At 62.2% G+C, this 18181-nt stretch carries 17 protein-coding genes; 7 read left to right on the top strand and 10 right to left on the bottom strand.

Features of this window, described 5'->3' with window-relative positions; all coding sequences use genetic code 11:
* Positions 1-55 precede the first annotated feature (55 nt).
* From AAZU54_RS07290 to AAZU54_RS07300, 3 genes are read right to left on the bottom strand one after another with little or no spacing between them, the layout of a single operon-like run.
* Positions 56-1510 (bottom strand): AdeC/AdeK/OprM family multidrug efflux complex outer membrane factor, encoded by a 1455-nt coding sequence (locus AAZU54_RS07290; protein ID WP_186553950.1) that lies wholly within the window; start codon positions 1508-1510, stop codon positions 56-58.
* Positions 1507-4659, bottom strand: a complete 3153-nt coding sequence (ttgB, locus tag AAZU54_RS07295) for a multidrug efflux RND transporter permease subunit TtgB (protein WP_186553951.1) — start codon at positions 4657-4659, stop codon at positions 1507-1509. The genes AAZU54_RS07290 and ttgB overlap by 4 nt, the downstream gene beginning before the upstream one ends.
* Positions 4660-4662: 3 nt before the next feature.
* Positions 4663-5814 (bottom strand): efflux RND transporter periplasmic adaptor subunit, encoded by a 1152-nt coding sequence (locus tag AAZU54_RS07300; RefSeq protein WP_186553952.1) that lies wholly within the window; start codon positions 5812-5814, stop codon positions 4663-4665.
* 256 nt (positions 5815-6070) lie between these two features.
* On the opposite strand from AAZU54_RS07300, the gene AAZU54_RS07305 reads away from it, so the two are divergent.
* On the top strand, positions 6071-6703 hold the full coding sequence (locus AAZU54_RS07305; protein ID WP_186553953.1) for a TetR family transcriptional regulator: 633 nt from the start codon (positions 6071-6073) through the stop codon (positions 6701-6703).
* Positions 6704-6886: 183 nt separating this feature from the next.
* Here the strand turns inward: AAZU54_RS07305 and AAZU54_RS07310 are convergent, their stop codons facing one another.
* On the bottom strand, positions 6887-8338 hold the full coding sequence (locus AAZU54_RS07310; protein WP_405129543.1) for an MDR family MFS transporter: 1452 nt from the start codon (positions 8336-8338) through the stop codon (positions 6887-6889).
* Positions 8339-8706: 368 nt separating this feature from the next.
* Here AAZU54_RS07310 and AAZU54_RS07315 point away from each other — a divergent pair, with 368 nt between their 5' ends.
* Entirely contained in the window at positions 8707-9576 is an 870-nt protein-coding gene (locus AAZU54_RS07315) for an isocitrate lyase/PEP mutase family protein (RefSeq protein WP_186553955.1), read from the top strand.
* Between the two features lie 18 nt (positions 9577-9594).
* On the opposite strand, the gene AAZU54_RS07320 is transcribed toward AAZU54_RS07315, so the two are convergent.
* Positions 9595-9768 carry a hypothetical protein gene (locus AAZU54_RS07320; RefSeq protein WP_217838537.1) on the bottom strand — a complete coding sequence of 58 codons (174 nt, stop codon included), beginning with the start codon at positions 9766-9768 and terminating at the stop codon, positions 9595-9597.
* 78 nt (positions 9769-9846) lie between these two features.
* Positions 9847-10752, bottom strand: a complete 906-nt coding sequence (locus AAZU54_RS07325; RefSeq protein ID WP_434726909.1) for a LysR family transcriptional regulator — start codon at positions 10750-10752, stop codon at positions 9847-9849.
* 102 nt (positions 10753-10854) lie between these two features.
* Here AAZU54_RS07325 and AAZU54_RS07330 point away from each other — a divergent pair, with 102 nt between their 5' ends.
* The gene (locus AAZU54_RS07330; protein WP_434726910.1) at positions 10855-11730 is read left to right on the top strand and encodes an MBL fold metallo-hydrolase; all 876 of its coding nucleotides are present in this window, start codon (positions 10855-10857) and stop codon (positions 11728-11730) included.
* Between the two features lie 28 nt (positions 11731-11758).
* A complete protein-coding gene (locus AAZU54_RS07335; RefSeq protein ID WP_186553958.1) occupies positions 11759-12373 on the top strand; it encodes an NAD(P)-dependent oxidoreductase in 615 nt (204 codons plus the stop codon).
* Positions 12374-12420: 47 nt separating this feature from the next.
* On the opposite strand, the gene AAZU54_RS07340 is transcribed toward AAZU54_RS07335, so the two are convergent.
* Positions 12421-13296 carry a LysR substrate-binding domain-containing protein gene (locus tag AAZU54_RS07340; protein ID WP_434726911.1) on the bottom strand — a complete coding sequence of 292 codons (876 nt, stop codon included), beginning with the start codon at positions 13294-13296 and terminating at the stop codon, positions 12421-12423.
* A 115-nt stretch (positions 13297-13411) separates the two neighbouring features.
* Between AAZU54_RS07340 and AAZU54_RS07345 the strand changes: the two genes are divergently transcribed.
* Complete coding sequence (locus AAZU54_RS07345; RefSeq protein WP_434726912.1) at positions 13412-15049, top strand: 5-guanidino-2-oxopentanoate decarboxylase; 1638 nt, start codon at positions 13412-13414, stop codon at positions 15047-15049.
* A 209-nt stretch (positions 15050-15258) separates the two neighbouring features.
* Here AAZU54_RS07345 and AAZU54_RS07350 read toward each other — a convergent pair whose 3' ends face one another.
* Positions 15259-16179, bottom strand: coding sequence for an AraC family transcriptional regulator (locus AAZU54_RS07350; protein ID WP_186553961.1), 921 nt, complete (start codon positions 16177-16179; stop codon positions 15259-15261).
* Between the two features lie 202 nt (positions 16180-16381).
* On the opposite strand from AAZU54_RS07350, the gene AAZU54_RS07355 reads away from it, so the two are divergent.
* Together AAZU54_RS07355 and AAZU54_RS07360 are read left to right on the top strand one after the other, a co-directional pair.
* Positions 16382-16690 carry an antibiotic biosynthesis monooxygenase family protein gene (locus AAZU54_RS07355; RefSeq protein WP_186553962.1) on the top strand — a complete coding sequence of 103 codons (309 nt, stop codon included), beginning with the start codon at positions 16382-16384 and terminating at the stop codon, positions 16688-16690.
* Between the two features lie 32 nt (positions 16691-16722).
* Complete coding sequence (locus AAZU54_RS07360) at positions 16723-16956, top strand: hypothetical protein (protein ID WP_186553963.1); 234 nt, start codon at positions 16723-16725, stop codon at positions 16954-16956.
* Here AAZU54_RS07360 and AAZU54_RS07365 read toward each other — a convergent pair whose 3' ends face one another.
* On the bottom strand, positions 16957-17568 hold the full coding sequence (locus AAZU54_RS07365; protein WP_186553964.1) for a flavin reductase family protein: 612 nt from the start codon (positions 17566-17568) through the stop codon (positions 16957-16959).
* Positions 17569-17685: 117 nt separating this feature from the next.
* Positions 17686-18051, bottom strand: coding sequence for a heme utilization protein (locus tag AAZU54_RS07370; RefSeq protein WP_186553965.1), 366 nt, complete (start codon positions 18049-18051; stop codon positions 17686-17688).
* Positions 18052-18181: the final 130 nt, after the last annotated feature.

Consider the following 18181-nt stretch of genomic DNA (forward strand, 5'->3'; position numbering starts at 1 on the left):
GGCCTCACAAACAAAAAGCCCACCGCGAAGGTGGGCTTGATGCGTTACCGATCAATCAGCCTTTGGGCGCTTGCAGCGATGCCTGCTGGTTGGCCTGGCCGGTACGCTCATACCAGCCGCCACCCAGGGCCTTGTACAGATTGACCTCGCTGGTCAGCTGCGACAGGCGATCACTGATCAATGACTGTTGCGCGCTGAACAGGTTGCGCTGGGCGTCGAGGAAGGTCAGGTTGCTGTCGATACCGATCCGGTAGCGACGCTCAGCCAGGCGGTAGTAATCCTGGTTGGCCGCGACCAGATCACGCTGCGCCTGCAACTGCTCTTCGAAGGTCTTGCGCGCCGCCAGGCCATCGGAGACTTCCTGGAAGGCGGTCTGGATGGTTTTTTCGTACTTGGCGACGTTGATGTCCTTCTGGATCTTCGAGTAATCCAAGCTCGCGCGCAGGCTGCCGGCGTTGAAGATCGGCAGGTTGATCTGCGGCTGGAACAGCCAGGTCCCCGACCCTCCTTTGAACAGCCCGTCCATGTCCGGGCTCAAGGTGCCGGCATTGGCGGTCAGGCTAATGCTGGGGAAGAACGCTGCGCGGGCCGCGCCGATGTTGGCGTTGGCGGCCTTGAGCAGGTGCTCGGCTTCCTGGATGTCCGGGCGGCGCGTGAGCAGGTCCGACGGCAGACCGGCAGGCACTTCGGCCAGTTGGTCGGCATCAAGCTTGAGCGGTGCTGGCAGGTTGGCCGGCACGCCAGTGCCGAGCAGCACGGTCAGGCTGTTGAGGTCTTGGGCGACCAGGCGTTGGTACTGCGACAGCTTGACCCGCGCGCCTTCGACAGCGGTGCGTGCCTGGCTCAGGTCGAGTGCCGAGGCGACCCCCACTTCGTTGCTACGACGGGTCAGGTTGTAGCTTTCCTCGTAGGTCTTGAGGGTGTCTTCGGTCAGCTTGAGCAGGGCTTGGTCAGCCTGCCAGGTGTAGTAGGCGTTGGCCACGCTGGCGACCAGGGCGATCTGCGTGGAGCGACGCGCCTGTTCGCTGGACAGGTAAGTTTCCAGCGCTTGCTCGCTCAGGCTACGCACACGGCCGAACAGATCCAGCTCGTAGGCGCTGACGCCGAGGGTCGCCGAGTACTGGCTGGTAATACCCGATTCGCCCGTCTGCGACATGTTCGCCGGGGTGCGCTGACGGCTGCCGCTACCGGTGGCCGAGACCGCCGGGAACAGGTCAGCGCGCTGGATGCGGTACTGGGCGCGGTAGGCGTCGATGTTCAACGCAGCCACTCGCAGGTCGCGGTTGTTGACCAGCGAGGTCTGGATCAGCTGCTGCAGCGCCGGGTCCTGGAAGAACTGGCGCCAGCCCTGTTCAGCGGCGGCGACATCGGCCGATTCGGTCGGCGAGTACGCAGGGCCTTGCGGCCACTGCGTTGCCACCGGTGCGTCCGGGGTCTGGTAATCAGGGATCAGCGAGCAGCCGCTGAGGATCAGGGCGGTTACCGCCAGGGACAACAAAGACTTGGTCATTGCCCAGCCTCATAACGTGGAGTTTCAGGGGTGGCGTCGGTTTCAGGCTTTTTGCTGCCGAACAACGACGACACTGCTACGAAGAACAACGGTACCCAGAAGATGGCCAGCACGGTCGCACTGATCATGCCGCCGATCACCCCAGTACCAATGGCATGCTGGCTACCCGAGCCTGCGCCGCTGGCGATGGTCAACGGTACCACGCCGAGGATGAACGCCAGCGAGGTCATGATGATCGGGCGCAGACGCATACGGCACGCTTCGATGGTCGCGTCGTACAGGCTCTTGCCTTGTTCATGCAGTTCCTTGGCGAACTCGACGATCAAGATCGCGTTCTTCGCCGCCAGACCGATGGTGGTCAACAGGCCAACCAGGAAGTACACGTCGTTGGACAGCCCGCGCATGCTGGTGGCAACCAGTGCACCGATGATCCCCAGTGGCACTACCAACACCACCGCGATCGGGATCGACCAGCTTTCGTACAGCGCTGCCAGGCAGAGGAACACGAACAGCAGCGACAGGGCGAACAGTGCCGGCATCTGCGAGCCAGAGAGTTTTTCCTCGTACGACATACCGGTCCAGGACATACCGATGCCGGTTGGCAGTTCGCTGGCGATGCGCTCGACCTCGGCCATGGCCTCACCGGTACTGTAGCCCGGCGCCGGAGCACCCAGCACTTCGACCGCTTCTACACCGTTGTAGCGCGACAGCTTCGGCGAGCCGAACGACCATTCGCCGGTGGCGAAGGAGGAGAACGGCACCATCTCACCCTTGGCGTTGCGTACGTACCACTTCTGCAGGTCTTCAGGGTTCATCCGGGCATTGGCATCGCCCTGGATGTAGACCTTCTTGACCCGACCGCGGTCGATGAAGTCGTTGACGTAGCTACCACCCAAGGCAATCGACAGGGTGTTGTTGATGTCGGCGATGGTCACGCCCAAGGCGCTGGCGCGTTCGTCGTCGACGATCAGCTGATACTGCGGCTCGTCGTTCAGGCCGTTGGGGCGCACTGCAGAGAGGATCTTGCTCTGTGCGGCCTTGGCCAGGAACTGGTTGCGCGCCTCCATCAGTTTCTCGTGACCGAGGCCTGCACGGTCCTGCAGGAACACGTCGAAACCGGTGGCGTTACCCAACTCCAGTACCGCAGGCGGGGCAAAGGCAAACACCATCGCGTCACGGAAGCCGAAGAAGTGCTGCTGGGCACGGGCCGCCAGGTTGAACACGCTGTTCTCCGCCGAACGCTCATCCCAGGGCTTGAGCATGATGAACGCCATACCCGAGCTCTGGCCGCGACCGGCGAAGTTGAAGCCGTTGACGGTGAATACCGACGACACGGTGTCGGCTTCGTCCTTGAGCAGATACTCACGCATCTGGTCGACTACCGCCTGGGTGCGCTCGGCACTGGAACCGGCGGGGGTCTGCACCTGGGCGAACAGGACGCCCTGGTCTTCTTCGGGCAGGAACGCAGTAGGGATGCGCATGAACAGCCAGATCATGCCGACCACGATCAGGGCATAGGCCAGCAGGAACGGCAGCTTGTTGCGCAGGATGCCACCGACACTGCGCTCGTAGCCTTGTACGCTGCGGTCGAAGTTGCGGTTGAACCAGCCGAAGAAACCGCCTTTGGCGACGTGGTGCTCACCCTTTTTCAGTGGCTTGAGCATGGTCGCGCACAGGGCCGGGGTGAAGATCAACGCGACCAGCACCGACAGGCCCATGGCCGACACGATGGTGATCGAGAACTGCCGGTAGATCACACCGGTGGAGCCGCCGAAGAACGCCATCGGCAGCAGTACCGCCGACAACACCAGGGCAATACCGACCAGCGCCCCCTGGATCTGCTCCATCGAGCGCTTGGTGGCTTCTTTTGGGGGCAGGCCCTCCTCGGACATCACCCGCTCGACGTTCTCCACCACAACGATGGCGTCGTCCACCAACAGACCGATGGCCAGGACCATGGCGAACATGGTCAGGGTGTTGATGCTGAAGCCTGCGGCGGCGAGGATACCGAAGGTACCCAGCAACACCACCGGCACCGTCATGGTGGTAATCACCGTGGCGCGGAAGTTCTGCAGGAACAGGTACATCACCAGGAACACCAGCACTACCGCTTCGATCAGGGTGTGGATTACCCCGCTGATCGATTCGGTGACCACGGGCGTGGTGTCATACGGGAACACCGCTTTCATCCCAGGCGGGAAGAATGGCTCCAGGTCGCTGATGGTCTTGCGCAGCGCCGTGGCAGTGTCCAGGGCGTTGGCGCCGGTGGCGAGCTTGACCGCCAGGCCCGAGGCCGGCTTGCCGTTGAACTGCGCGCTGACCGCGTAGTTCTCACCGCCCAGGCCGACCTTGGCAACGTCACCCAGGCGCACCTGCGAGCCATCGCTGTTGACCTTGAGCAGGATCTTCTCGAACTGCTCGGCGGTTTGCAGGCGGGTCTTGCCGATGATGGTGGCGTTGAGCTGGGTACCCGGCAGGGCTGGCAGGCCGCCGAGCTGACCGCTGGACACCTGGACGTTCTGCGCGGTAACCGCAGTGCGCACGTCAACCGGGGTCAGCTGGAACTTGTTCAGCTTGGCCGGATCGAGCCAGATGCGCATGGCGTACTGGGCGCCGAACACCTGGAAGTCACCGACACCTGCGGTACGCGAGACCGGGTCCTGCATGTTCGAGACGATGTAGTTGGCCAAGTCATCCTTGGTCATGCTGCCGTCTTCGGACACCAGGCCGATCACCATCAGGAAGTTTTTCACTGCCTTGGTGACACGGATACCCTGCTGCTGCACTTCTTGCGGCAGCAGTGGGGTGGCCAGGTTCAGCTTGTTCTGCACCTGGACCTGCGCCGTATCAGGGTTGGTGCCCTGCTCGAAGGTCGCGGTAATGGTCATGCTGCCGTCGGAGTTACTTTCCGACTGCACATACCGCAGGTTGTCGATGCCGTTGAGCTGCTGCTCGATGACCTGCACCACGGTGTCCTGCACCGTCTGCGCCGAGGCGCCCGGGTAGGTCACGGCGATGGCGATGGCCGGCGGCGCGATGCTTGGGTACTGGTTGATCGGCAGCTTCAGGATCGACAAGGCGCCGACCAGCATGATCACCAGGGCGATCACCCAGGCGAAGATCGGGCGATCGATAAAGAACTTCGACATGGTTTACTCCGCTTTGCCGTCTGCTTTCGCCGCATTGGCCTGAGGATTGCCCGGCTTCTTGACGTTGGTGGCTTCGCCGACTTTGACCTCGACGCCGGGGCGTACGTATTGCAGGCCTTCGGTGATCAGGCGATCGCCTGGGTTGAGGCCTTCCTCGATCAGCCAGTCGCTGCCCAGGGTGCGGCTGGCCTTGAGTTGACGCAGCTCGACCTTGTTCTCCTGGTTGACCACCATCGCCGTTGGCGTGCCTTTCAGGTCACGGGTTACGCCCTGTTGCGGTGCCAGGATGGCGTTGGCGTTGACCCCGTTCTGCAGGCGAGCGTGGACGAACATGCCCGGCAGCAGGGTGTGTTCTGGGTTAGGGAACACGGCACGCAGGGTCACGGAACCTGTGGTCTCGTCGACCGACACTTCGGAGAATTCCAGGCGGCCTTCTTGGGCGAACTTGCTGCCATCTTCCAGGATCAGCTGAACCTTGGCGGCGTTTTCCCCGGCCTTCTGCAGTTGGCCGCTTTCCAGGTCGCGGCGCAGCTTGAGCAGCTCGGCCGTGGACTGGGTCACGTCGACGTAGATTGGGTCGAGCTGCTGGATAGTGGCCATGGCGTTGGTCTGGCCATTGCTCACCAGCGCGCCTTCGGTCACCGAGGAGCGGCCGATCCGGCCACTGATGGGTGCCAGGACCTTGGTGTAGCGCAGGTCGATCTGGGCGCTCTTGAGCGACGCTTCGGCCTGCAATCGTTTGGCATTGGCGTCGTCGTATTCCTGTTTGGATACGGCCTGCTCGTCGATCAGCTGCTTGTAGCGCTCGGCCAACGAACGGGTAGCCTGCAAGTTGGCCTGGGCGTTGGCCAGGTTGGCTTCGTACACAGAGGGGTCGATCTGGTACAGCTGCTGACCTTCCTTGACCTCGCTGCCTTCTTTGAACAGGCGCTTGAGAATGATGCCATTGACCTGTGGCCGAACTTCGGCGACGCGGAACGCAGTGGTGCGCCCCGGCAGTTCCGAGGTCAGGGTAAAGGCTTGTGGTTGCAGGGTGACGACGCCGACCAGAGGAGCCTGCGGCGCAGGTGCCGCCTCTTCTTTCTTACAGCCACTTAGCAGTGTTGCCAGGGCGACGGCGGAAACCAGGGCGGTGACGGCTGGCTTGAATTGCATGAGGATCCTCGGGTCGCGAGAGCTGGGAGACGCTCAAGAATAATGGAAGAGTCTTGTCAGAAAAAATGCTATCGGCTGGATTAATAGCTTACTAACGAATATACTTACATTCATGGTTGTTTGTAAATACCATACGGTAGTGGTCAGTTGCCACACCGAGCCTTCAATTGCCCCGGGAGTCGCCCATGCAGAGGTGCCCCCGGCCTGATTCCCAGCTGCCGCGTGAGCGGCTGGGCCCTGATGAGGTTGTGCTGCCATGGTCCGTCGAACCAAAGAGGAAGCCCAGGAAACCCGCGCCCAGATCATCGAGGCGGCGGAAAAGGCCTTCTATAAGCGCGGGGTTGCGCGAACTACCCTGGCCGACATCGCGGAGCTTGCGGGGGTCACCCGTGGGGCGATCTACTGGCACTTCAACAACAAGGCGGAGTTGGTCCAGGCGCTGCTTGACAGCCTGCACGAAACCCACGACCACCTGGCTCGCGCCAGCGAGAGCGAAGATGAAGTAGACCCGCTCGGCTGCATGCGCAAGCTGTTGCTGCAGGTCTTTACCGAGTTGGTGCTGGACGCCCGAACCCGGCGTATCAATGAAATCCTGCATCACAAGTGCGAGTTCACCGATGAGATGTGTGAAATTCGTCAGCAGCGCCAAGGCGCGATCCTTGATTGCCATGAGGGCATCACCCTCGCGTTGGCCAATGCAGTACGCCGTGAACAGTTACCTGCGGATCTGGATGTGGAGCGTGCCGCCATCGCCCTGTTCGCCTATGTAGACGGGTTGATTGGCCGCTGGTTGTTGCTGCCGGACAGCTTCGACCTGCTGGCCAACGCCGAGCAATGGGTCGATACCGGGCTGGATATGCTGCGCTTGAGCCCTGGCATGCGCAAATGACACTTTGTTAAGGATTGTGAGGAAGTGTTGCCCGGTTGTATTAAGGGACAGTTAATGGGCCGGCCGAACTGACGCTATCGCGGGGCAAGCCCGCTCCCACGCTGCTGGCCCCTGCTGGGAAGCGTGGGAGCGGGCTTGCCCCGCGATAGTGCCCGTCCAACCACCTCGTCCTGCAATGCCAGCTCAATGCCCGCGCAATTGCCGATCCGGCAAACCGATCGCCGCGAACAAGCCCAACACGGCCACCGCTGCGCTGCCGATCAACAACTGCTTGAACATCTCCAGCAGCCGCGCCTGGGTCGCTGGGTCTGCATCCCCCGCCTGCAAACTGCCCAGTAGCGGATTACCCAGCAACGCAAACCCGCCATCGTGCAGCAGCGCCAGCATCAGGCTGGACATACAGGCAACGCCCATCGCGCCGCCCAGCGAGCGGAACAGATTGGTGGTGCTGGTGGCAACGCCAATGTCCTTGATCTGCACCGAGCTTTGCGTACCCACCAGCGAGGTCGGAAATTGCAAACCGCAGGCAATGCCCACCAGCAGCATGAACACAGCGCTGAGTAACCCCGACTGCGGCGGGGTGAGGGCCATGGCGAAAATCGCCAGCGGCATCAATACCGCGCCGGCAAGAATCTGCGGCTTGTAGCGGCCAGTCAGGCTGGTCAGCCGGCCGCCGCCAAACGCTCCCATCGGCAGCCCCATGGCCAATGGCAGCAGGTGCAGGGCCGCGCTATCGGCGCCCGCGCCGGTAATGCCTTGGTAACGCAGCGGCATCAGCATGGTCAGGGAAATCGACTGGAAGCTGGCGAAGAAGATCACCACCCAGCACAGCACAGCGACCCGATTGCTGAACAGCGAGAGGGGCAGCAGCGGCTCCTGGCAACGGCGCTCATGGCCAATGAACAGCAGCAACCCCAGCAGGGCGCAGCCGAACAGCGCCAACACGGGCGTGGACAGCCAGGCATGTCCCTGACCGACCAGGGTAATGCCAAGCAACAGACTGCCCAGGCCAATAATCAGTAGCACCGCCCCGAGGTAATCCACTTGTGCTTCACGGCGCTTGACTGGCATGCCGCGCAAGGCGCGGTTGATCACCCAGAGCGCCGCCAGGCCCAGCGGCAGGTTGATCCAGAACACCCAGTGCCAGGACAGGTACTCGGTTAGCCAGCCACCAAACACCGGCCCGGCCACGCTGGCCAGCGCGTACATGCTGCTGAAGTAGCCCTGATAGCGGCCACGCTCGCGCGGCGCCACGTAGTCACCGATGATCGCCTGGCTGACCGAGACCATGCCGCCTGCGCCGACCCCTTGCAGCACCCTGGCCAAGACCAGCTGCTCGATGTTCTGCGCCAACGCGCAAAACACCGAGGCGAGGGTGAATAGCGCGGTGCCGGTGAGGATCATCCGCCGACGGCCATACAGATCGCCGAGTTTGCCGTAGATCGGCACGGCCACGGTCATCGCCACCATGTAGCCAGAAATCACCCAGGCCAGCAGTCCGACATCGTTGAACTGGGCCGAGATCGCTGGCAGCGAGACGGCGACGATGGTCTGGTCCAGGGCACCGAGAAAGATCGCCAGCATCAGGGCGCTGAGGACACTGCGCAGGACGGCGGGGGGCAGGGCGGCGGTCACGGTCATACCTTGTAATTGAAAACAGCCGGATCGCGGGCTGCTCACGCTGGCCAAGTGTAACCTGACTTAGGTAGCTTCCTATGTAGTATGTGCATTCCCTATGCAAGATCGGCATTAGCCCTTTCACCCGGATGTGCATGGCTGCGTGATATCGTGGCCGGGCCGCAGAGGCTGAAATCAGGGGTTTGCACCAGCTTGGTGCATCATTTTGCCGCAGATTTTCCGGTCGCTGTATCCCACGCCTTTTATTCCTCTGCCTGCATGTCGAGCATGACCGCCCAGATGGCGACGGTTGGAACAGGTCAGGTAGACCCAATTTCGGGGTCGGTTGTCAGCCAGTTCAATTTCAACGTTATTGCGGAGTGATCATGCCCAAGGCTTCCCACCAAGATCTGCGTTTTGCCTTCCGTAAACTGCTCGCCTCAGGCTCGTGCTATCACACCGCCTCGGTCTTTGACCCGATGTCCGCACGCATCGCCGCCGACCTCGGTTTTGAGGTGGGCATCCTTGGCGGTTCGGTCGCTTCGCTGCAGGTGCTGGCCGCGCCTGACTTCGCCCTGATCACCCTGAGCGAGTTCGTCGAACAGGCCACCCGCATCGGCCGTGTTGCCCAGTTGCCAGTGATGGCTGACGCCGACCATGGCTATGGCAATGCGCTGAACGTGATGCGCACGGTGATCGAGCTCGAGCGCGCCGGTGTGGCCGCGCTGACCATTGAAGACACCCTGTTGCCAGCACAGTTTGGCCGTAAGTCGACTGACCTGATTTCAGTGGAAGAGGGTGTTGGCAAGGTGCGCGCAGCCATCGAGGCACGGGTCGATTCGTCGCTGTCGATCATCGCCCGCACCAACGCCGGGGTGCTCACCACCGAAGAAATCATCGTGCGCACGCAGAGCTACCAGAAGGCCGGCGCCGATGCGATCTGCATGGTCGGGGTGAAGGACTTCGATCACCTGGAGCAGATTGCCGAGCACTTGAGCGTGCCGCTGATGCTGGTCAGCTACGGCAACCCGAATCTGCGTGACGACGAGCGTCTGGCGCGCCTGGGGGTGCGGATCGTGGTCGATGGGCACGCCGCCTACTTTGCCGCGATCAAGGCGACCTATGATTGCCTGCGCTTGCAGCGTGGCCAGCAGAACAAGTCCGAGAACCTCAGCGCTACCGAGCTTTCGCACACCTACACCCAGCCTGAGGACTACATCCGCTGGGCCAAGGAATACATGAGCGTCGAAGAGTAACGGCAGGCTGCCGTCGGCTTATCTGACGGCGCTCAGGGTCGCGGTGTGGGGAACGCAGTGCTCCTGGGCGCAACTGGCCGCCGAGTTGGGCTGGTTGCGTAGCAGTTCGACTCGCCAGCAGGCCGAGCCATAGAGGCCTGCGACCGCGACCAAGGCGAAGGCCACGGCGCATCTTCTTGTTCTTATGCTCATCGAGCTTACCTCCTTCAACAGCGACAGGTGGTAACTACAAGCATAGGTCAGTCTGATCACTTGGTAGGCAGTGGCGGCCTAAATGCCGCTATCCCACTGCGGCTCATCCTTGAAACGCTGAGCAAGAAAATCGAGCATGCTGCGCAAGGTCGCCGGCATGTGCTTGCGCGAGGTATAGACCGCATTCAGGTTCAGCTCCCGGGGCTTGGCCTGCGGCAGCAAGCGCAGCAGTTCGCCCTTTTTGAGGGCGCAAGCTGCCTGGTAAGTCGGCAGCATGGCGATGCCTGCGCCGGCCAGCGCGGCCTTCTGCAAGGTCATGGCTTCGTTGGCGCTGATATTGCCTTGCACCGGCACGGCGAGCTGACGGCCATCCACTTCGAAATGCCACAGGCTATGGCCGAAATAGGCATGGGTCAGGCAATTGTGTTGGCTCAACTCCTCCACCTGTTGCGGTACGCCATGGGTTTGCAGGTAAGCGGGGGCGGCGCAGACCACAGAGCGGCAGACCGTCAGGCGGCGGGCGATCAGGTTGGGATCAAGGTCGTTGCTGGTACGAATCGCCAAGTCGATGCGCTCGTCGACCAGATTGACCGTGCGATCGAGCATCTGCAGCTCGACCTTAACCCCTGGAAACAAGCCCACATACTCCGCTACTGCATCGACCAGTTGCGCTTGGCCAAATGACGTACTGACGCTAATGCGCAGCTCCCCGCGTGGCGCATCGTCCGGCTGGCGCACGGCGCTTTGCAGGTCGCCCGCCAACTCCAGCATTTGCCGGCAGCGCGGCAGCGTCTCCTGGCCAGCGGCGGTCAGGCTGAGTTTGCGCGTGGTGCGCTGCATCAGGCGTGCGCCGACCCAGTCTTCCAGTTCTGCCAGATAGCGCGACACTACTGGCCTGGACATCTGCAGATGATCCGCAGCTGCCGACTGGCTACCCAGGTCGACGACGGTGACAAACACGCGCATGGCGTTAAGACGGTCCATGATCTGCTCGATTTTGGAAACAAACTATGTAGCAGCATCGCATTTTTTGTAATGGATCGGGCAACTAAGCTGTCCTGCATCGACCATTCACAGGATCAGCCAATGTCATTTCTTACCCCCTTGCGCAGCGTGTTGCTGGCGTGCGCAGCACTCGCAGGCCCCGTACTGGCTGCCGAGCCTTTGCAGCTTGAGGTCTATAACCCAGGTCATGAGGCGATCTTTCCAGTCAGTTCGGTGATCGTCAGTGGCGAGCATGAGGCGATTCTGGTCGACGCTCAGTTCGGCAAGGCCCAGGCCGAGCAAGTGGTACAACGCCTGCGGGCCAGCGACAAGCGCTTGACCACGATCTATATCAGCCATGGCGACCCGGACTATTACTTTGGCCTGCAGACCCTGACCGCAGCCTTCCCCAAGGCGCGGGTGGTGGCCTCTGCGGCCACCGTGGCGCATATCCGCAAGACCATGGATGCCAAGCTAGCCTATTGGGGGCCGCAGATGGGCGCTGATCAGCCCACGCGTCTGGTCGTTCCGCAAGTGCTGCAAGGTGACAGCCTTGAGCTGGAAGGGCAGGCGCTGCAGATCATCGGCCTGGACGGCCCGCAGCCTGATCGCAGTTTCGTCTGGATTCCGTCGATCAAGGCGGTGGTCGGTGGCGTGGTGGTGGCCGAGCATATTCACGTGTGGATGGCCGATACCCAGACCACGCAATCCCACGCCGACTGGCTGGCGACGCTGCAACGCATCGAGCAGTTGGCTCCGCGCACGGTGATCCCTGGTCACTATCTGGGCAAAAGCAGCCAATCGCTGGACGCGGTGCGCTTCACTGCCAACTACATTCGTGCCTTCGACAGCGAAACCGCGAAGGCCAAGGATGCCAACGCGCTGATCGCAGCCATGAAAGCGCGTTACCCAGACCTTGCCGACGAAAGCTCGTTGGAGCTCAGCGCCAAGGTCGCCAAGGGCGAGATGAAGTGGTAATCCCTTTCAACCTGATGGAGTGTTTCCCATGAGCAAGATCGCAATTATCGGTGCTACCGGACGGGCTGGCAGCCAGTTGCTGGAAGAGGCCCTGCGCCGTGGTCACAGTGTCGTGGCCATCGCCCGTGATCCGTCCGCGTTGCAAGGGCGCGAGGGCGTTACTGTAAAGGCCCTGGATGCCAAGGACAGTGCAGCGTTGCAGCAGGCTGTGGCTGGGGTCGACGCGGTGCTGAGCGCGGCGCACTTCTCCACCCTCGAACCGCGTGCGATCATCGAGCCGGTCAAGCGTGCCGGGGTCAAGCGGCTGCTGGTGGTGGGTGGGGCAGGTAGCCTGCTGTTGCCGTCGGGGCATCGGGTGATCGATAGCCCGGATTTCCCTGAGGCTTACAAGGCTGAAGCTACGGCTGGGGTGCGTTTTCTTGAAACGCTGCGTCAGGAGCAGAACCTGGATTGGACGTTCCTGTCGCCGTCGGCGGAGTTTGTCGAAGGGCCGCGCAGTGGGCATTACCAATTGGGCAAGGATCATCTGCTGATCGGGGCGGATGGCAAAAGCTGGATCAGCTTCGCCGATTACGCCATTGCCATGCTTGATGAGCTGGAGAAACCGGCGCATTCGCGGCAGCGCTTTACGGTCGGGTACTGAGTGCTGGGGCCGCAAAGCGGCCCCATAACGGGCCATCTAGCAGCGCATCACTGGCTGGCACGTTGTTCCAGCCAATCCAGCAACTCGATCAACCCCGCAGGGGGGCTCTTGGCTGGGCTTGCCAGGTAATACGCCTTCCCCGTCATCACCTTCAAGCCAAACGGCATGCACAACCGGCCGCTGCGTAGGTCATCCCCAATCAGCGCCCAGTCGCCAATCGCCACGCCAGTGCCCTGCGAGGCCATGGCCATCGCCATGTCCAGGGTTTCGAAGTGCTGGCGCGGGCCGTGCAGATCGAACCCTGCTCCCGCCGCCTGCAACCACAGCCGCCAGTCATGCTCGTCGCGCGAAGGGTGCAGGAGCATGTGCCCAGCCAGATCTTCAAGCTGAGCCAACGGCACTGATCCATCTAGCAAGGACGGTGCGCACACCGGGGTCAACTGCTCATCGAACAGCTTGCGCACCCGCAGCCCATGATTGGGCGCATTGCCGTAGACCACCGCCGCATCGAACCCTTCGCGACGAAAATCCACCCCATGCTGCACGGTGGTGGTCAGCTCCACCGGCACATCCGGACGCAGGGCCTGCCACTCCATTAGGCACGGCAGTAGCCAGCGCATCACGCAGGTTGGCGCTTTGAGTTGCAGGGAGGCGCTGCGCCCGCCCACTTCACGCACACCTTGGTCGATCAAGGCAAACACCTGCTGCACCCGCGGCAGCCAGTCCTGGCCTTCGCGGGTCAGGCTCAGGCCGCGCGCCTGGCGCTGGAACAGGGCATAGCCCAAGTGCTCTTCGAGGCTGGCGATCTGCCGACTGACCGCACCTTGAGTGATGTGCAACTGCTGCGCCGCACGGGTGAAGTTGCAGTGCTGGGCAGTGACCAGAAACGTGTGCAGTGCAGGCAGGGGAGGGAGGCGTTTCATCGCAGTCAGCCATGATCTGAGGACATGGCTAGTATGTGTTTTTTTGCATTGTGGCGATACCGGCTGCTTGGTTCCAATGAGCCCTGATTTCAACAACAAAGCTGGGTATCGAACGATGGCAACCTGTGGCGAAGTATTGGTCAAACTGCTCGAAGGCTATGGCGTGGACCATGTCTTCGGCATCCCCGGCGTGCATACCGTGGAGCTCTATCGCGGACTTGCTGGCTCATCCATCCGCCATATCACTCCGCGCCACGAGCAGGGCGCAGGGTTCATGGCCGACGGCTACGCGCGCACCCGCGCCAAGCCTGGGGTGTGCTTCATCATCACCGGCCCTGGCATGACCAACATCACCACCGCCATGGGCCAGGCCTATGCCGATTCGATCCCGATGCTGGTGATCTCCAGCGTGCAGTCGCGCGACTCGCTCGGTGGTGGGCGTGGCAAGTTGCACGAGCTGCCTAATCAGTCTGCGCTGGTTGCCGGGGTGGCGGCGTTCTCTCATACCCTGATGTGTGCAGATGACCTGCCGCACGTGCTGGCGCGGGCTTTCGCGGTGTTCGAGGGGGGGCGGCCGCGTCCGGTGCATATCGAGATCCCGCTGGATGTGCTGGTCGAGCCAGCCGATCACTTGCTACCAGGGCGGCCGGTGCGTACCAGCCGCGCCGCTGCATCACCTTCGACTGTAACGCTGATGGCCGAACGCCTGGCCAAGGCCCGCCGGCCACTGATCCTCGCTGGCGGTGGCGCACTGGCCGCAGGGGTGGAAGTGACCGCTCTCGCCGAACACTTGCAGGCCCCGGTGGCGCTGACCATCAATGCCAAGGGCCTGCTGCCAGCCGCTCACTCGCTGCAGATCGGCTCGACCCAATCGCTGTCCGCCACCCGCGCGTTGGTGGCCGAGGCCGATGTGGTGCTGGCAATCGGCACCGAGTTGGCCGAGACCGATTACGACGTGACCTTCAAGGGTGGCTTCGAGATTCCCGGCAGCTTGCTGCGGATCGACATCGACCCTGACCAGACAGTTCGCAATTACTTGCCTGAGCTGGCGCTGGTGGCCGACGCCCAACAAGCGACAGGGGCGTTGCTCGCTGCGTTGCAGGCGCAGCCGCCAGCGGTGCTTGAGGCGCAGTGGGGGGTGGCCCGGGTGGGTCAGTTGCGCCAGGCGTTGGCGGCTGGTTGGGATCAGCCGACCCTGAGTCAGACGCGCCTGTTGACGGCGGTCCTGCAAACGTTGCCCCGGGCGATCCTGGTCGGCGACTCGACCCAACCGGTGTACACCGGCAATCTGACCCTGGACCTTGATCAGCCGCGCCGCTGGTTCAATGCCTCCACTGGCTACGGGACGCTTGGCTACGCCTTGCCAGCGGCCATGGGCGCCTGGCTCGGTAGCGCCGAGCAGGTCAGCCAGCGCTCGCCCGCAGTGTGCCTGATCGGCGATGGTGGCCTGCAATTCACCCTGCCGGAGCTGGCCAGCGCGGTGGAAGCGCAGGTGCCGCTGATCGTGCTGCTGTGGAATAACCAGGGCTATGAGGAAATCAAGAAGTACATGGTCAATCGGGCGATTGAGCCGGTGGGCGTGGATATTCATACGCCGGATTTTATCGGCGTGGCGCGGGCGTTGGGTGCGGCGGCTGAGGATGTGGCGGATGTGGCGCAATTGCAGGCGGCGTTGGCTAGCGCTGTCGAGCGTAAGGGGCCGACCTTGATCCAGGTGGATCAGGCGCAGTGGCAGCAGGCTGTGCAGGGCTGACGACCGCTGCGAGGGCTGCGCCCTCGTTCGCGGGCAAGCCCGCTCCCACAGGTACAGCGTTGGACCACAGGGCAGCGTTTGCCTGTGGGAGGTGGTCTGGGGAAACATGTACAGCGCTGCGACATAGAGCAGCGCGGTCCTTGTGGGAGCGGGCTTGCCCGCGAAGAGGCCGCCACCGACGCAAGCAGGACAGTGCTACGCAACAGTAGTCAGTTGGCGCTGGCCCTCAGCCTGGCCACATCCCGAATCGGCGGGGCGCCATACAGGCGGCTGTACTCGCGGCTGAACTGCGACGGGCTCTCGTAGCCCACCCGATAGCCCGCCACCGCTGCTTCTATCCCATCATTGAGCATCAGCCGCCGCGCTTCTTGCAGGCGCAGTTGCTTTTGATACTGCAACGGGCTCATTGAGGTCACGGCCTTGAAACGGTGATGCAGGGTCGAGGTACTCAGGTTGACCTCACGCGCCAGGTCCTCGATGCGCAGCGGTTGCTGGTAATGCTGGTTGAGCCAGGCAATGGCCTGGCATACCCGGTGGGTCTGGCTGTTGGCCAAGGCTATTTCATACAGGCGATGACCTTGGGGACCACGCAATACGCGGTACAGCAGCTCGCGACGAACCAATGGCGCAAGCACTGCGATATCTCTTGGCGAGTCGAGTAGCCGCACCAGGCGCAGCAGCGCATCGAGCAAGGTCACGTCGCTGCGTTCGACGAACAGTCCGCGCCCCGACGGCATGCTGGGCACCAGCATCGGGCCGCTTTGGGCGATGAGCTGGCTAATTTCGGCCGGGTCGATGTCCAGGCGCAGGCCCAGGCATGGATTCTCTGGGCAGGCATCAAGCATTGCCCCGGTTATTGGCAAGGTCACCGAGACCACCATGTAGTGCAGGGGGTCGTAGGTGTAGCGTTCATCGCCGAGAAACAGCGTCTTGTTACCCTGGGCAAGGATGCACAGGGCTGGCTGCGCCAGGGCAGGCATACCGCGCACATTCTCCTCATAGCGACTCAGGAACAAGCCGTCGATCACCGATTCAACCCCATTGGTCTCGGCGGTGTGGCGCAGGATCAGCCCGGAAAGCTCCTGGCGCAGGGTCTCCAAAGTCGGTTCGAGGGTCGCTGGCGTGGTCATGGCGTGGATCCTATGTAGTGACCAGCAGGATAGGTTTGGGCAAGCCGCGGCGCTAGTCGATTACTGCACGTCGATTGCCTGATCCTGCAGCGTGGCAGGATCAGGCAATCGGCGTGCAGTAATGGCCTAACGGCGCGCGCGGGCCAGGCCCTACGCTGGCCAGCCTGGTTTTTCCGTCCGCCCCGCTTCAAGGAGATCGTTCATGACCCAACGCCAACCGGTCACTCACTTGGCTTTTATCCGTGCCAGCAACGGTCGTTCGGCGGAACTCGGCGTGCGCCTGCGTGACCTGCTCGAGCCATCGCTGCGCATGCCCGGCTGCCTGAGTTTCAGCGTGCAGCGCTCGCAAGCGGATGACGACCTGTGGCTGCTCAGCGGCAGCTGGCGCGATCAGCAGGCGATGAGTGGCTATTTTGCCTCGCCTAATCTCGATCTGTTTGGTGAGCTGGTGCAGGCGCATGTGGTCGCCAGCCTCGATCTGCATACCTTCAGTGACCAGGGCTCGGGTTAGAATGCGCACTTTTACCCAGACTGGATTGCACGATGGCACGTAGAGAGTTCCCCCACTTCGAAGCGGTTTCGGCGATGGTCCCCGTAGAAGGTGGTGGTTATAACGCGGCGATTGCCGTGAAGGCATTGAACGGCATGGGCACCCCGCGCTTTCACAAGGTGCTCGATGGCCAGGTGTTCAAAGGCGCGATAGCGGCCGATGAGGCCGCCTGCGCCGAGCTTGAACGCCTGCAAGGGGTGAGCGAAGAGGGCGAGCTGATCTGGTGATCAGCCGTTGACCTGGGGCCGGCCCATCTTGAACAGGTTGCCCAGTTCGAAGTAGTCCTGCGGGCCGCCGCCGCGCAGGATCGGCTCGCCGGCAGCGGTGTCGTAGATGCCGTCTTTGAGCAGATGCTCGGCGATGTGCACCGCCACTACTTCACCGAGGATCAGCCAGCTGGGCACCAGCTCCTGGTCAGCGCGTTTGAGCTGGACGATCTGGCTGACCTTGCATTCGAAGGCGACCGGGCTTTCACCCACCCGCGGCACGCCGACCAACCGCGATGCCGTTGGCGTCAGGCCACTCAAGACGAACTCATCGACTTCCGCAGCGACTGCTGCGCAGCTTTGGTTCATCTGCTCGGCCAGTGGCCGAGTGGCCAGGTTCCAGACGAATTCGCCGGTCTGCTCGATATTGTTCAGGCTGTCTTTGCGCCCGACACTGCAGAAACCGATGATCGGTGGAATGTAATTGAAGGCGTTGAAGAAGCTGTATGGCGCCAGGTTCAGGCGGCCTTCGCGGTCTTGCGAAGAGATCCAGCCGATGGGTCGAGGGCCGACGATGGCGTTGAACGGGTCGTGGGGCAGGCCGTGGCCTTTGGCGGGTTCGTAGTAGTACATCTGCTCAGGGCCGGGGCCCTTCCTCTGGGATGGACGAGGCGCCTAGTGTGCCAAGCCTGAGCCTTGCTGGAAATGATTAAGCCCGACCGAAGCCGGGCTGGGTGTGAGCATCAGCAATCAGCTGATGCGGTGGGCGTTGGTGCGATCGAAACCGTCTTCGGCGAAGCGTGCGCCGCCAGTGCGATCGAAGCCATCTTCGGCGAAGCGTGCGCCGCCAGTGCGGTCGAAGCCATCTTCAGCGAAGCGTGCGCCGCCAGTGCGGTCGAAGCCGTCTTCGGCGAAGCGTGCGCCGCCAGTGCGATCGAAGCCATCTTCGGCGAAGCGTGCGCCGCCAGTGCGGTCAAAACCATCTTCTGCATAGGCTGCCGACTGGGTTTGAGCGGTGGCGAAGTTGTGGGCGGTGGTGCGGTCAAAACCGTCTTCGGCGAAGGCGCCAGTAGCCAGTACAGAGAGAGCCAGGGTCAGGATCAGTTTGTTTTTCATGGTCGTTGCTCCGGTGAGTCGTTGGGTTGTTTGTTTCTATGGGTTTAATGTTACGCCGATTAATTTGATTAAAAAGCGCAAATATCTGGGTTTAATAATCGTATTTATCGATGTTTGTTTGAATGCCTGG

Source organism: Pseudomonas sp. Je.1.5.c, assembly GCF_051129895.1.
Lineage (GTDB): Bacteria > Pseudomonadota > Gammaproteobacteria > Pseudomonadales > Pseudomonadaceae > Aquipseudomonas > Aquipseudomonas urmiensis.